Below are 14,816 nucleotides of genomic sequence, written 5' to 3' on the forward strand. Positions count from 1 at the left end.
GCTACTTTTGCCCCATGTCCCGCAAGCTTCTGGCCCTGCTGGGAGCCGCGCTCGTGCTGCTTTCGCTGGCCACCTACGTGTATTACCGCCGCACCCTGGCCGCCGTGCCCGTTGACCCCTACGCCCTGGTGCCCGACGATGCCGTGCTGGTGCTGGCCACCCGCGACCACCCCGCCCTGGTGCGCCATTTGCAGGAGGCCGGCGTGTGGGACAATATCACGGGCGTGCGCTACTACCAGCAGGTGGCCGGCCACCTGGCCCTGGCCGATAGCCTCGACAGCGGCGGCAATACCACGGCCAGCACCAGCAGCTCCTTGCTGCCCCGGCGGCGGCGCGGCCTGCTGGCGCTGCTGGGCCAGAAGCTGGTGCTCACCTCGCTGCACATCACGGGGCCGGGGCAGGTTGATTTGCTGTACCAGATTCCGCTCGAAACCATTCGGGAGTACCGGCAGGCGCGGGGCTTGCTCGAAACGCTGGCCCGCGACCCGCGCTACATCCTCAGCACCCGCGACTACGAGGGCTACGAGCTGCAAGAGCTGAGCGCCCGGCAGGGCGGCCGCCTCACGGTGCTCAACTACCGCAACCACTTGGTGCTGAGTACGCACGCCGCCTTAGTCGAAGCCGTAGTGCAGCGCCTGCGCCACCCCGAAGCCGCCACCGTGCGCACCGGCTTCGGCCAAACCGACCTGCTGCGCCTGCGCGACGTCGATGCCACGGTGCTCCTTAATTTTCGGCGGATGCCGGGCCTGCTCGACGTGCTGTTTCGGCCCGGCACCCACGCCCAGCTCGACCAAGTGCTGGCGCTGGCCCACGAGGGCTTGCTCGGCGTAAAATTCGGCCCTGGCCAAGTCACGTTTAGCGGCTTTGCCAACCCCGAAACGGCCGCTAGCTCGTGGCAGCGCCAGCTGCAAGGCCAGCCCGCCCAGGCCATCCGCGCCCTGGCCGACGTGCTGAGCCTGCGCACTGCCCTGGTGCTGCACGTGGCCGGCCGCCTGGCGCCGCCTACCCCCCCGCCACTGGCGCAGGCCGCCGACTCGGCCGCCCCCGCCCGGCAGGCCCTCGACAGCCTGCGGGCGGCGCTGGTGCCGGGCGCGGCGCTGGCCTACCTGGCGGCCTCCGCGCCCGGGGTGGCGCCGGGCCGGCTGGTGCTGCTGCGGTGCCAAGCGGCGGGCCGGGCCACGGGCTGGCTGGCCCGGCTGCGGCGGGTGCAGCGGGTGTCGCCGGCTTTTAGCAGGGTAGGGAGCTACGAAGTGTACGAAGCCGGCTTCACGGCGGGCCAATTGCTGGGGCCGCTGGCTGGTCCGCCCGAGGCCGGCGCGGCAGCTACGGCTACCGCGCTGGTGGGCAATTACTTAATACTCGGTGAAGGCAATGCCCTGCGCGCCTACCTAGGCGATGTAATGGCTGGCCAGGTGTGGAGCCGCTCGGCCGCGCAAGTGGCGCTGCTCCAGCAAACCTTGCCCCAAGCCCGCCTTACGGTGCTGGCCGATGTGCGCCAGGGCTGGAATGCCCTGCTCGGCTACCTGGCCGAAGACCGCCGCGGCGGCCTGCTGCGCAACGAAAGCCTGGTACGCCATTTTTCGCAGCTGGCCTGGCAGCTCTTACCCCCCGACCAGCCCACCGACGAGCTGCGCCCCGGCAGCCAGTATTTTGCCCAATTATTGCTACGCCGCCCCGGCCAGGTGCTGGCCGCCGACTCGGTGGCGGGCAGTGGGGCGGGCACCCGTTTCCGCTCGGCGCTGGCGGGCCAGCCGCTGCTGCTCGCCCCTACTCCTGCCGCCGATGGCACCGCCGCTACCCCCGTGGTAGTGGGCGACTCGCTGGGCGTGCTGCGCCTGCTGCCGGCCGGCGCGGCCACCCCGCCTTGGGCCGATAGCCTGCCCGGCCCCGTGGTGGGCGCTTGCCCCCGCCTAGTGCGGGGCCGCTTGCTGCTGGCTACGGCCCATCGCCTGCACTGGCTCAGCCCCGCCGATGGCCGCGAGGCTCCCAATTTTCCCCTCAACCTACCCGATACCGTGACGGTGGCGGCAGTAGCTACGGCGCCCACGCCCGGCCCGGCCCCCCGGGTAGTAGTGGCCACTACGGGCAATGAACTGCTGTTATTCGACACCAATGGCCGCCAATACGCCGGTTGGCCGCACCACCTTGAGTCGCCGCTGGCCGGCCCGCCGCTGCTGCTGACGGTGGGCGGCCGCGACGTGGTGGTGGCCGCGCTGCGCAACGGCTACATCTACGCCTTCGACCAGGCAGGTGGGCGCTACCCCGGCTTCCCGGTAAGCGCCGGCGCCCGCCTCGAAGGGCCGCTGCTGGCCGAGCCCGGCCCCACGCTGGCTAGCAGCCACTTGCGGGCCATTAACCAGCACGGCGAGCTGCTAACCATTACCCTCAGCGGCGACATTACGGCCCGCCGCCGGGTGGCCACCTGGAGCCGCACGGCCACCTTCCGGTTGGTGCCCGAAGCCAGCGGCCGGGGCGTGCCCGGCAGGGCTGGCTCCTTCATAGCGGTGCGCGAAGACGGTGGCGTGCTCACGGTGTACGCGGCCACGGCCAGCACGCCCGCCCCGCCGCTGCTGAGCCGCCAGTTCCTCACCTCGGGCGAGAAACCCGTGCAGTGGTTCGATTTTGGCCCCGACCACCAAGTGCTGGCTCTCACCGAATTAGGTCCCGGCCAAGTGTGGCTCTTCGATGGGCGGGGCCGGCCTTTGGGCCCGGGCGCGGGCAGCCCTACCCCAGCCGGGGCCTGGCCCAGCACCGGAACCGGCGTGGCCCTGCGCTACGATGCGGCCCACCAACGCTACCAGCTCGTGCGCCTCGTGCGCCGCGAGCTGCGCCGCGACGAAGTGCGCGTGGAGTAAGGCTGTGTATTTTAGGTTTCTGAACTAGGGTGTGTGGACAGTAAGTAAACGGACGCCGGATGAGCAGGCTGTTCTTTTTACCTGCTGCCTACACCCCCTAAAAAAGACCGGCGGAATACGTGCCAGCAAGCGTAGGCTTCGCGCTATGGCCTGAAGCTTACGAACCAACACCTATAGCTTATGAACCTTCCGGCGGCCGAAGCGCCCCTCTACGCCGAGCTGCAAGCTTGGCAGCGGCAGATGCAGCGGCGGCCTTCGCTGCTCGATAAAATCACGCGGCGCGTGCAAATTCGGCTCAATGGGCTGCTGCCTGAGCGGGTGCACCAAGCTATTACGGTAGCCATTAAGCAGCTGGTGCGCGGCGTGCTGCTGGGCGCTACTTACACCACGCGCCAGCCCGTGCGGGCAGCGTCGCTGGCTGAGCGCGAAGCGGCCGTGCGCACGCGTATTCGCGATTATCGCACCATGGCCACCGCCGAGGGTGCCGTGACGGGTGCGGGCGGCTTCCTGCTGGGCCTGGCCGATTTTCCGCTGCTGCTGGGCCTCAAGCTCAAGCTGCTCTTCGACGCGGCGGCGTGCTACGGCTACGATGTGCGCGACTATTCCGAGCGGCTCTACTTGCTGCACGTTTTTCAGCTGGCCTTCAGCAGCCAGCACACCCGCAACGAAACCTACCAGCGCCTCGCCAACTGGGATGCTTACCGCCAAACCCTACCCGCCGAGGCCGCCGAGTTTGATTGGCGCACGTTCCAGCAAGAATACCGCGATTACATCGACCTGGCCAAAATGGCGCAGCTCGTGCCCGTCATTGGGGCGGGGGTAGGCGCTGTGGCCAATTACCGCTTGCTTGAACTGCTGGGCACCACCCTTATCAACTGCTATCGCCTGCGGTATTTCGCCGCGCAGCAGGCGTCAGCATTTGCCGCTGAAACCACCGCCTTGTCCTCTCCCGGCGGGGAAGAACCGGGGGCTGGGGAAAGCGACATTACGCCCTAGCAACCTGTCCTACAGTTCCTACCCCCTCCGCTAGCCGTAGCACCCGCGTGACGCTGGCCGGAATATCCGCGGCATAGTGGCTAACGTAAATCAGGGCCACCGGACTCACCTGGCACAGCACCTCTAGCACCGCCCGAAAATAGGCTTGCTGCGCGGTGTCGAGGCCCTGGCCGGGCTCGTCGAGCAGCAGCAGCGGCGGGTTTTTGACCAGGGCCCGGGCCACCAGGCACAGGCGCTGCACGCTGGCCGGCGCCTGGCGCAGGGGCTGCGCCGCATAAGTAGCCAAGTGCAGCACAGCCAGCCAGCTCCGGGCCTTGTCGAGTTGGGCGGGGGTAGGGCGGCCGGGCCCCAGCGTGTCGCCAAAGCCCGAGGCTACCACTTGCAGGCAAGTAGGCTGGCCAGGAAAATACTGCAGCAATTCGGGCGAAACGTAGCCGATGCGGCGCTTGATGTCCCAAATGCTTTCGCCGGTGCCGCGCGGGCGGTCAAACAGCATGATGCGCTGCCCATAGGCCTGCGGATTGTCGGCATTGAGCAAACTCAGCAGCGTCGATTTGCCCGAGCCGTTGGGGCCCAGCAGGGCCCAGCGCTCACCGGGTTTTACCTCCCACGAAAGGCGGCTGAGCACCGTGCGCTCGCCGTAGCGCACGCTCACTTCCTCCAGCTTTACCAGGCTTTGGAAGGGAACCGGCGTGGCTGGCCACAGTGCCTGCACGGCCGCCGCTGCGGGCAGGGGCAGGGGGCCGGTTGCGACGGCGGGCCGGAAGTTGGCCCGCGGCAGCATGCGCGCGATTTGGCCAGCGGCCAGCTCGGCTACGTGCGTTACCAGGGCCGGTATTTCGGTAGGCGCCGTGGCTAGCACCACCGTGGTGCCCGCGGCGGCCACGGCGGCCAGTAGCGCATCGAAGGTGGCGCGGCTGGCTGCGTCGAGGCCCGCCAGCGGGTTGTCGAGCAGCAGCAGCACCGGGTTGCGCAGCAGCGCCGTAGCGAGGCGCAGGCGCTTAGTTTCGCCGTTGGAAAGCTGAATAAGAGGCTGGTCTTGTAGCGCCGCCAGGCGCAGTATATCCACCACGCGTTCGTAGGTCCAGGGTGCGCCGGCGGCGGGCGGGGGTAGGGCGCGCAGGTGCTCACGCACGGTGGGCACTTCCTCGGCGGCGGTGGCTTCGTAGCGCTGCTGGTAGTAGAGCTCGCTACCCCCCGGCCGCGCTTTGAAGGGCGCCCGCGCGCCCACCAGGCTCACCACCTGCCGCCACGAAGCCAGCGGGGCGGCCCCGGCCCGCCGCCGGGCCTCGGCTTCGAGGCCGGGGTAGGCGGCTTGGCCGCCCGTGAGGAGCAACTGCCCGGCCAGCGCCGCCAGCAGGGCGCTTTTGCCCGCGCCGCTGGGCCCCACCAGCGCCCAGTGCTGGCCGGGTGCGATGCGAAAGCTGAGGTCTGAAAAGATAACGCGGTCGAGGTGCCGGGCCTTTACGTGGTCGAGCGCTAGTAGGGGGGTGGGCGAGCCGGGCAGGCCCTGGCCGTCGGCGGAGTTTTCGGTTTTCACGGGTTGTGTAGAAAATGCGGGCAGAACTGGCCAGCGCCGGGCAACCAGCAGAAGGGCGCCCCGGCGCATCTTTGCGGCGGCGGGGTGGCGCAAAGATGCGGCCTCGCTTTAGTGCCTTCCCTCTTTCGTCCGATGAACTACTCCCTTGGCCTCGTGGTGGGCAAGTTTTGGCCGCCGCACCGGGGCCACCAGTTGCTGCTCGAAACGGCCGCCGCCCAAGTGGCCGAACTGCTCGTGCTCGTATACGCCCAGCCCGACGACCCCGCCCACCCCGCCCCCGAGCGCGCCGCCTGGCTGCGCGAGCTGTACCGCGGCGACGACTTCGCCCAGGGCCCGCGCAGCGGGGCCACGCCGCTGCGCATTGTCGCCCTCACAGCGGCTGATGGAATTCCGCCCGATGCCGCTGCCGATGAGGTGCACCGCGAGTTTGTGCACCAGTGGCTGGCCCGGCACGGCTACCAGCCGCAGGTCGTCTTCAGCAGCGAGGCCTACGGCCCCGGCTTCGCGCAGCACCTGGGGGCGGCCCACGTGCTCGTTGATGCGGCGCGCCAGCAAGTGCCCACCAGCGGCACCGAACTGCGGGCCGCGCTAGCCGCTGCCGATACGGCTATACCCCCGCCGGCCGCCTACCTCCACCCCTTTGTGGCGGCGCAGTACGGGGCCGTGCCGCCTACCCCCGTGCCGCGGCTTGTGCTGCTCGGCGCCGAAAGCAGCGGCAAAACCACGCTGGCTACCGCCCTGGCCGAAGCGCTGGGCACCGTGTGGGTGCCCGAATACGGCCGCACCCTGCACGAACAGAAAAACGGCGCCCTGGACTACGAGGACTTGCTCTACATCGGCCGCCGCCAGCTCGAACTGGAAGACGAGGCCACGCGCCAGGCCCGCGGCTGGCTTATTTGCGACACCAATGCGGCCACTACGGCGCTGTATTCCTACTACTATTTCCACCGCTGCGAAGTCGCCTTGCAGCGCTTGGCGCAGGTGTGCCGGCCGCGCTACGCGCATACTTTCGTGTGCCTGCCCACCGTGCCCTTCGCCGACGATGGCTGGCGCGGCCCCGAGATGCTGCGCCAGTTTCAGCACGGCGCCATTCTCATGCAATGCGATATGCTGGGCATTCCCTACACCCTGCTCGATGGCAGCGTGGAAGAGCGCGTAGCGCAGGTGCGGGCAGTGCTAGGGTAAAGGAGAAAACACGCAAGTACTACTTATTTCCCCCTTATTCGGTGAAAGAGCTATTTCTACTAGTGCTTGCTGCGGGTAGCAGCTTCTTACTAGTTGTAAGCGTTGCAGCAAGCGGCGTACGAAAGAAAAACAGGCGGCTACTGTTCTTGGCGGCCTTCTTATTTATCGCTGGTAGCGGCTTGGCCGGCCGCGCGAGCTACGTTTTGTTGTATAAAGCTAAAAACAAGATAGCTACTACCTGGAGGCCAAGAACTGGAAGCGAAATTTACGAGGCGCTTTTTGGCCAAGGGCCAGCCGCTTGCACGCAGGTTGTTGAGTCGCAAGACCAAGTAGTGCCGAGAATTGATACGGCCATTTGGCTGCACTTCCACACGTGCCCCGGCGAGTTCAAGCGGCTTTTGGCGCGGCACCAGTTTGAAGGAGGAAAAGAACCGACTGCGCAATGGTCGGAAAGTATTCCGGGGGCTGAAAATATGAAGTGGTTTCGCCCTCAAGCAATGGGCGATACCATTGTGGTTTATGAATATGCAACCGAAAACAGCCGGAATATTCAGACCTTTTGGGCTTCCCGTGATAGTACCGAAGTATTTTACCGGGATATAGCCGATTAAGCTCCTGCCGTCAGCGGCGCCTGGCCCGATGGCAGTACGGAAGGGCGCGTATGCCCCGTTGTGGGCGGGTGTGTCGTTAAAGCGCTAGCCAGCAGCCTCAAAATCTAGCACAAACGCCGTTCCCTGACCCACTACCGACTCGGCTCGCAACGTGGCTTTGTGAAAGGTGGCAATGGTTTGGGCGATGGGTAGGCCCAGGCCGTAGCCCTCCGGGGCCTTGGGGCCAGTGGCGTGGAAGCGCCGGAAGCGGTCGAAGAGTAGCGGCAGGTTTTCGGCCGCAATGCCCGGCCCCTGGTCTTCCACGCGCAGCTCGTAGCCGCCAGTGGGGGTAGGGCGGCCCAGCACCCGGATTTGCCCGTTTTCGTGGTTGTACTTGATGGCGTTGGAAAGCAAGTTGCGCAGCAGCGTATGCAGCAGCGTGGCGTTGGCGCGGGGCACCGAGTAGTCGGGGCTGAGGTCGACGTGCAGGTCGATTTCGCGCTGCTGGCGGCGGTCGTCGAGCTCCTCGGCTACGTCGTGCACGGTTTGGGTGAGGCTCACGCTGGCGTCGCGCAGGTACTGCTCGTTTTCGATGTTGGCGATGAGCAGCAGCGTGCGCACCGTGTTGCGCAGGCGGTAGAGGGTGCGCTGGCTTTCCACTATCTGCTGGGCGTGGGGCTCGGGCAGGGTAGGGTCTTGCAGCATGTTTTCGAAGCGCGATTGCAGGATGCTGGTGGGCGTGAGCAACTCGTGGCTCACGTTGCTCATAAACTCGCGCTCCTTCTCAAACGAGGTTTGCAGCTGCCGCATTAGGGCCGAAAGCGAATCGTCGAGCCGCCGGAAATCGGTCGTATCCGTATCGAGCCGCGCAAACGAAAACTCGCCCGGCTGCCGGATGCCACGCAGCTTGCGCGAAATTAATTCGCGCAGCGGCCGCAGCAGGTAATGGGCAAAAGCCGCATCGGTAAACACCGTGATGAGCGCGCCCGCCACCAGCACCCACAGCGCCAGCCGCCGCAGTGTATCGGTGAGCAGCTCGACGGTGGCCAGCGACGAGCCAATTTCGAGCCGGTAGCGGCGGGCAGCCACCCCACCCGCCGCCGCGGGGGTAGGGGCCAACGGCGCCACGTAGCTCAGAATGCGGAAGTCTTCCACCTCCTTGTCCACCTGCCGGCGTTCCTCAAAAATGCGCTCGGTGGGCTGCCCTACCCGGTCTGCGCCCGCTGCGCCGGCCGCGTGTTCGGGCAGCGGCGTAATGGTGATGTACTCCTGCTTGAGAATATTATAATCGGCGTAGCTCTCGCTCTTCTCGGCGCGCAAAAAGGCGGCCAGCCCGTCGCGGTTGATGAGGTGCAGCAGCTCTTCCTTCTTATCGCGCAGGCGCTGGTCGGTGTGGCCCACCGCTACGCGTTGCACAATGGGCGGAATGAGCAGCGCCCCCAGCAGCACCAGCAGCAGCTTCGACAGGCCGTTGAAAAGGCCAAGTTTGGTTTCTAATCTCATACTAATAAACCGCAGGCTGAAAGCAGGGTAAGCGTAGCCGGCACCAATGCAGGCACAAAGAAAGAACGTCCTGCTGAGCTTGCCGAAGCATCTCTACCGCTTCATTCAACGAGGTGGTAGAGATGCTTCGGCAAGCTTAGCAGGACGTTCTCTTAATTACTAAGCAAGACGCTCGGCGCTACACCGCCCGGTAGCCGATGCCGCGCACCGTCTCGATAAAGTCGGCCGAGCCGAACTGGGCCAGCTTCTTGCGCACGTTTTTGATGTGCACGTCGATGTAGTTCGAGTCTGAATCGTCTTCCAGCACGTTGCCCCACAAGTGCTCGCCGAGCTGCAAACGCGTGAGCACCCGGCCGCGGTGCAGCAGCAGGTAGTGCAGCAAATCAAACTCTTTTTTGGTAAGTGGCACCTCCGGGCCGGGCACCTCGGGGGTGCTGCCGTGGCGCACGGTGCGGGCCGTTACGTCCATCACGAAGCCTTCGCCGAAGGTGATTTCCGGCCGCTTCAGCCCAAACTTGCGCCGCGTGATGGCCTGCATCCGGCTGGTGAGTTCAAGCAGCGAAAACGGCTTCGGCAGGTAGTCGTCGGCGCCCAGGTCGAGGCCCTTAATGCGGTCGTCGAGGGCGCCGCGCGCGGTGAGGATGATAAAAGACGCCTCCTGCTTTTCGCTGCGGCGGGCATCACGTAGCAGCTCCAAGCCGTCGCCGCCGGGCAGGCCCAGGTCGAGCAGCACGAAGTCGTACGAATTCACGTACAGTTTCTCCGACGCCTCGGCGTAGGTGTAGGCCGAATCGACCAGGTATTGGGCCTGCGTCAGAAACTGGCGCACCTCTTGGTGGAGGCTTTTTTCGTCTTCAACGAGCAGAACGTGCATGTCGGGTAGGGGAGGTGAAAGGGAATGACACTACAACATACGGGACAAGGCCGTTAAATGAAGATGAAGATTTGGTGTTGATTTGATGAAGATGAATTTTTAACGGGGTCAGATTCCTGTCCAGGCTATCCGCCCATGAGGCGTCCGGGGCCGGCAGCTAGCCAGCAGCAAAAAAATATAGCTGGCGTACCCACTTTTTTGCATTGTTTTTTAGGAAGGGGTAGGGGCAAAGCGCAGCGCGTGGTTTGGCCCCGTCCTGTGCCAAACCACGTGCTGCGGCGTGTGCAGTAAGTGTATAAACCCGCTAATAAGCTTTCCTGGCGGGCTTAGAAAGCGCTTGGCGGTTGCTTGGCGATTACCACAATAATTGGATATTTGAGGGTGTCACCCAGTGCGGCGGGCCTTCGCGGGCCAGCCCGGCGGGGACTATTCTATTCCCACCCATCTTTTTCCATTTTTATTATGAGACGTACGCTTACCTCCCTGTTGGGAGCGGCGGGGCTGTTGCTGCTCGGCACCCCCCGCACTACCCAGGCCCAAACTTACCAGCAGGTATGGGCCGATGAGTTTACCAATGGCATCAGCTCGAGCTGGCAGTTTGAGACCGGCAACAACAGCGGCTGGGGCAACAACGAAAAACAGTATTACCAGGCGGCCAATGCCACGGTAGCCAACGGCGCCCTCCAGATTACGGCCAAGAAGCAAAGCGTCGGGGGCTTTGCCTACACCTCGGCCCGCATGAAAACCCAGGGGCTGAAGGACTTTAAATATGGGCGAATGGAGGCCCGCATTAAGCTGCCGCTGGGCCAGGGCCTGTGGCCGGGGTTCTGGATGCTGGGTAGTAACATCAATTCGGTGGCCTGGCCCCGGTGCGGTGAAATTGATATTATGGAACACGTAAACGCCGATAACACCATCTTCGGCACGGCGCACTGGGACAGTAATGGCCACGCGCAATACGGCAAAACCACCACCACGACGGCCGGCGATTGGCACGTGTACAGCATCGAATGGACGCCTACCTTCATCAAATGGTTTGTGGATGGCGCGCAGTACAACGTCATGGACATTACCAACGGCACGGGTAGCACCGAGGAGTTTCAGAGCCCGTTCTTTATCCTACTGAACCTAGCCGTGGGCGGCAACCTCCCCGGCCAGACCATCGACGAAAGCAAGCTGCCCGCCACCATGTACGTCGATTATGTGCGGGTGTCGCAGCTGACGAGCGCCCCTGCGGCCAGCTCCATTACGCTGCAAGCCGAAGCGGCCAACGTGAACAGCGGCATGACGGCCGAAACGACCAGCGACACCGGCGGCGGCCAAGACATGGGCTACGTTGACGCTGGCGACTACCTGGTATTCAACAACATCAACTTCCCCACCTCCGGCACTTACACCCTCGAGTATAGGGTAGCCAGCCCCAGCGGCGGCACCGTATCGTCGGATTTGAACGCGGGCTCGGTGCAACTCGGTAGCACGACCATCCCCGCCACCGGCGGCTGGCAGACCTGGACCACCGTATCGAAAACCGTGACGGTGAACGCGGGTACCTACAATTTCGGCGTGTATGCCCAAACCGGCGGCTGGAATATTAACTGGGTGCGTATCAGCAAGGTAAGCGGCGCTCGCGAAGCCCTGGCGGCCACCAGCGCGGCGGCCCAGCCCGAAGCTAACGTATTTCCGAACCCCGTAGCGCCTGGCGAGCGCCTGCAAACCGGCGCGGCGCTGGTAGGCAGCCAATACCAGATTCTGGACGCCATCGGCCGCTTGCAAAGCCAGGGCACCGTGGGCAGCAACGGCCTCGACGTATCGAGCCTGCGGGCGGGCATGTACACGCTGCGGCTCGTGACGCCGCAGCAGGAGCCGCTAAGCCGCTCGTTTAGCAAGCGCTAGCCGGCGCATTGGCCCCCGGCGAGCTACTACAGCAGGGTTGCCCCTAGGGCAGCCCTGCTTTTTGGGTTTATGTTTGCCGCCGCGGGCGGCTCATCTACAAGCGCCGGTGCTACCTCCATGCGAATGATGCTACTGCGCGGGCTGCTGAGCTTGCTGCTCCTACCCCTGCTGGGCAGCCTGGCCCTGGCTGCCCGGCCGCCGGCCACCACCATCTACCTCGTGCGCCACGGCGAAAAAGACCTGACGCCCGGCCTCGCCGATCCGCCCCTGACGCCCGCCGGCGAAGCCCGCGCGCAGCTGCTGGGCCAACGCCTGGCGCGCCGCCACCCGGCGGCCCTCTTTACCACCGACACCCGCCGCACCCGCACTACGCTGGCGCCGCTGGCCCAGGCCACTGCCCTTACCCCCTTGGTGTACAGTGCCAAAGACCCCGCCGCGCTCGCCACCCGCATCGGCCAAGAGTACGCGGGCAAAACGGTGGTCGTGGTGGGCCACTCCAATACCTTGCTACCCCTGCTCGCGGCTTTGGGCGTGGCGCCGCTGCCCGCCGAAATTAAAGAGGAGGAGTACGACTTTCTTTTTAAAGTAGAACTGCGCCCTGGCCAGCCCGCCCGGCTTACGGTGAGCTGCTACGGCGCAAAGTAGGGGGTAGGCTGTAGTTTCGGGGCGTGAAAAACCTCGGCTATATTATCGTAGGTGGTGCGCTGGCCCTGCTGGTTGGCTGCCACGCGGCTCCTGACCAAGCAACCGCAGTTGCAACGCCCGTTGCCGGGCGCGCGCCGGTTATGGCCAAAGATTCCCATGCGGTTGAGCGAGCAGTGGGGCTACCCTTCACCGGCTATCGGCGCTTTCGGGGCACTGTGGGCGGCCAGCCCGTGACGGTGGAGCTAACTATTGGGCCAAGGGAGGACTCGCGCGATTCGGCCACCGTGTGCGAAGGCCGCTATTTCTACGACCGGCACCCGGCTGGCCAACTGCTGCTGCACGGCGCCCGCCCCTACCACCCGCAGCAGCCCGTGCTGCTGGCCGAAGCCGATGCGGCGCACCCCGGCCAGCCTACCGGGCGCTGGCAGGCTAGCCAGCCCGTCGGCCCCCTGCTCACTGGCACCTGGACCAGCCCCGCCGGCCAGCAACTGCCGTTCAGCCTGCACGAGGACTACACCGACGGGCAGGGCCACGTGGCCGTTGTGCAGTACGAACTGCTGCAAGAGGGCGTTGAAGTGCCCTGCCAGCCCGAGCGCGAAGCAGGCGAAAGCAAAGCCGCCTACCGCGCCCGCACCAAAGGCCGCACCAGCAGCTGCAACCGGTTTTTCGTGCACCTGCTGGGCCCCGATACACTGCGCCCCGCCTTGCGGACCTTGCAGTGCCCCGTGCCCGCCCGCCGCCAACAGCAGATGCGCGAGGAAGTGGAAGTGACCGGCTGCACCCAATTAGAACACCAACTGGCGGTTTCGTACAACGAACACGGGCTTCTGTCCGTGGCGAGCTTCGATAACGAAGACTATGAGGGGGCTGTGCACCCGGCGCACGGTGCGGGCACCACCACGTATGACTTGCGCACGGGCCGGCCCCTGGCCATCGCGGCCCTCATCCGGCCCGGTACCGACAGCATCCTGAGCCGGCTGATTACGCAGCACTTAGCGCAGGACGAGGAGGTGATGTACGACGAATTATTAAATCATTTCGTCACCGATTCGACGCTCGCCCCCCTGCCTCGGCAAGGGCTGGGCATCGCAGACGAAGGCTTGGGATTTACTTATACTACCTACGAGATACTGCCCTACGTGCACCCCCCGGTAACCTTGGTAGTGCCCTGGCGTGAACTGCTACCCCTGTTGCGCCCCGACTCGCCCGTGGCGCGCATGCTGCGCGAGCGCGGCCTGTGGCAGCTGCGCAAATCGCGCTAAGCTGGTACTTTTGGCCGATAACGTGATTTTTTAGCCCATTTCTTCTTTCATGCGCCGTATTTACTCTTTGTTGCTGGCTGGCTTACTGGCTGGCAGTGCTGCCCCCGCCCGGGCCCAAGCGCCTACCCCCCCCGCCAAGGCCGACTCGCTCAATATCCGCCGCATCTACGATGAGGCCCTGCTGCGCGGCCAGAGCTACGACAACCTGCGCTACCTGTGCCAGCGCATTGGCGGGCGCCTGGCGGGCTCGCCCCAAGCGGCGCTCGCCGTGGAGTGGGGCAAGCTGACAATGGAAAAAGCCAATTGCTTCGATAAAGTATACTTGCAAGAATGCCAGGTGCCGCACTGGGTACGCGGGGCCAAGGAGAGAGGACAAATCATTGGCAATAAGGGCAAAAGCATCGCGGTGGCCGTGTGCGCGCTGGGCGGCTCGGTGGCCACGCCCGGCAACAAGCCCCTGCGCGCCGGCGTGGTCGAGGTCAAGAGCCTGGCCGAGTTCAAGGCCCTGCCCGACGCGGCCGTGAAGGGCAAGTTTATCTTCTTCAACCGGCCCTTCGACGACCGCCTTGTGGAGCCTGGCCAGGCCTACGGCGGCGCCGGCGACCAGCGCCGCAGTGGCCCCGCCGAGGCCGGCCGGCGCGGCGCAGTGGGGGCACTGGTGCGCTCGCTCACCGCCGCCCACGACAATAACCCCCACACCGGTGCTACCAACTACGGCGACACGCCTGCCAAAGTGCCCGGCGCGGCGCTCAGCACCATGGCCGCCGACCAGCTTAGCCAGCTGCTGGCCGCCGACCCCAAGCTCGAATTTGAGCTGGAAATGAGTTGCTTACTGCTGCCCGATGAGAAAAGCTACAACGTAGTGGGGGAGGTCCGCGGCGCGAAATACCCCGAGCAGGTCATCACCGTGGGCGGCCACCTCGACTCGTGGGACCTGGCCCAGGGTGCGCACGACGACGGCACCGGCGTAGTGCAAAGCATCGAGGCGCTGCGTCTGCTTAAGGCCGCCGGCCTGCGCCCCGAGCGCACCGTGCGCGCCGTGCTCTTTATGAACGAGGAAAATGGCACCCGCGGCGGCACCAAGTATGCCGAGCTGGCCCAGCAAAACCACGAAACCCACCTCGCCGCCATCGAAAGCGACGGTGGAGGCTTCACGCCGCGCGGCTTCAACGTCGAGACTACCCCCGCCGTGTTCCAGAAGGTGGCGGCCTGGCGCCCGCTGCTGGCGCCTTACCTGGCGGGCCAGCTCACGGCCGGCCACGCCGGCACCGACATCGAGCCGCTGGCCGCTACCGTGAAGCCGGTGGCCCTATTCGGCTACGATTGCGATTCGCAGCGCTATTTCGACTTGCACCACTCGGCCCTCGACACCTTCGAGCAAGTGAACAAGCGCGAGCTAGAGCTAGGCGGCGCCAGCATGGCCTCGCTCATTTATTTGCTAAGCAAATATGGTCTGTAGTTCCGGGCGTAGTC

General features: G+C 65.2%; 11 protein-coding genes. 8 read left to right on the top strand and 3 right to left on the bottom strand.

Features of this window, described 5'->3' with window-relative positions; translation table 11 throughout:
• Window positions 1-14: 14 nt before the first annotated feature.
• A complete protein-coding gene (locus GO988_RS04385; RefSeq protein ID WP_157562285.1) occupies window positions 15-2,855 on the top strand; it encodes a hypothetical protein in 2,841 nt (946 codons plus the stop codon).
• A gap of 180 nt (window positions 2,856-3,035) precedes the next feature.
• Complete coding sequence (locus tag GO988_RS04390; RefSeq protein WP_157562286.1) at window positions 3,036-3,851, top strand: EcsC family protein; 816 nt, start codon at window positions 3,036-3,038, stop codon at window positions 3,849-3,851.
• Here the strand turns inward: GO988_RS04390 and GO988_RS04395 are convergent.
• The gene (locus GO988_RS04395; RefSeq protein WP_198172497.1) at window positions 3,841-5,391 is read right to left on the bottom strand and encodes an ATP-binding cassette domain-containing protein; all 1,551 of its coding nucleotides are present in this window, start codon (window positions 5,389-5,391) and stop codon (window positions 3,841-3,843) included. The two genes, GO988_RS04390 and GO988_RS04395, sit on opposite strands and share 11 nt — an antisense overlap.
• 132 nt (window positions 5,392-5,523) lie before the next feature.
• On the opposite strand from GO988_RS04395, the gene GO988_RS04400 reads away from it, so the two are divergent.
• A complete protein-coding gene (locus GO988_RS04400; RefSeq protein ID WP_157562288.1) occupies window positions 5,524-6,576 on the top strand; it encodes an AAA family ATPase in 1,053 nt (350 codons plus the stop codon).
• Between the two features lie 41 nt (window positions 6,577-6,617).
• The gene (locus GO988_RS04405) at window positions 6,618-7,187 is read left to right on the top strand and encodes a hypothetical protein (protein ID WP_157562289.1); all 570 of its coding nucleotides are present in this window, start codon (window positions 6,618-6,620) and stop codon (window positions 7,185-7,187) included.
• An 84-nt stretch (window positions 7,188-7,271) separates the two neighbouring features.
• On the opposite strand, the gene GO988_RS04410 is transcribed toward GO988_RS04405, so the two are convergent.
• The gene (locus tag GO988_RS04410) at window positions 7,272-8,669 is read right to left on the bottom strand and encodes a sensor histidine kinase (protein ID WP_157562290.1); all 1,398 of its coding nucleotides are present in this window, start codon (window positions 8,667-8,669) and stop codon (window positions 7,272-7,274) included.
• Window positions 8,670-8,847: 178 nt separating this feature from the next.
• The gene (locus GO988_RS04415) at window positions 8,848-9,543 is read right to left on the bottom strand and encodes a response regulator transcription factor (RefSeq protein WP_157562291.1); all 696 of its coding nucleotides are present in this window, start codon (window positions 9,541-9,543) and stop codon (window positions 8,848-8,850) included.
• Between the two features lie 462 nt (window positions 9,544-10,005).
• Here GO988_RS04415 and GO988_RS04420 point away from each other — a divergent pair, with 462 nt between their 5' ends.
• The 4 genes from GO988_RS04420 (at window position 10,006) to GO988_RS04435 (ending at window position 14,802) form a co-directional block, all read left to right on the top strand.
• Window positions 10,006-11,436 carry a carbohydrate-binding protein gene (locus GO988_RS04420; protein WP_157562292.1) on the top strand — a complete coding sequence of 477 codons (1,431 nt, stop codon included), beginning with the start codon at window positions 10,006-10,008 and terminating at the stop codon, window positions 11,434-11,436.
• A 123-nt stretch (window positions 11,437-11,559) separates the two neighbouring features.
• Window positions 11,560-12,081, top strand: a complete 522-nt coding sequence (locus tag GO988_RS04425; protein WP_198172498.1) for a histidine phosphatase family protein — start codon at window positions 11,560-11,562, stop codon at window positions 12,079-12,081.
• A 23-nt stretch (window positions 12,082-12,104) separates the two neighbouring features.
• Entirely contained in the window at window positions 12,105-13,343 is a 1,239-nt protein-coding gene (locus tag GO988_RS04430) for an RsiV family protein (RefSeq protein WP_157562294.1), read from the top strand.
• Between the two features lie 49 nt (window positions 13,344-13,392).
• A complete protein-coding gene (locus GO988_RS04435; RefSeq protein ID WP_157562295.1) occupies window positions 13,393-14,802 on the top strand; it encodes a M20/M25/M40 family metallo-hydrolase in 1,410 nt (469 codons plus the stop codon).
• Window positions 14,803-14,816: the final 14 nt, after the last annotated feature.

This window comes from Hymenobacter ginkgonis (genome assembly GCF_009755225.1).
Classification (GTDB): Bacteria; Bacteroidota; Bacteroidia; order Cytophagales; family Hymenobacteraceae; genus Hymenobacter; species Hymenobacter ginkgonis.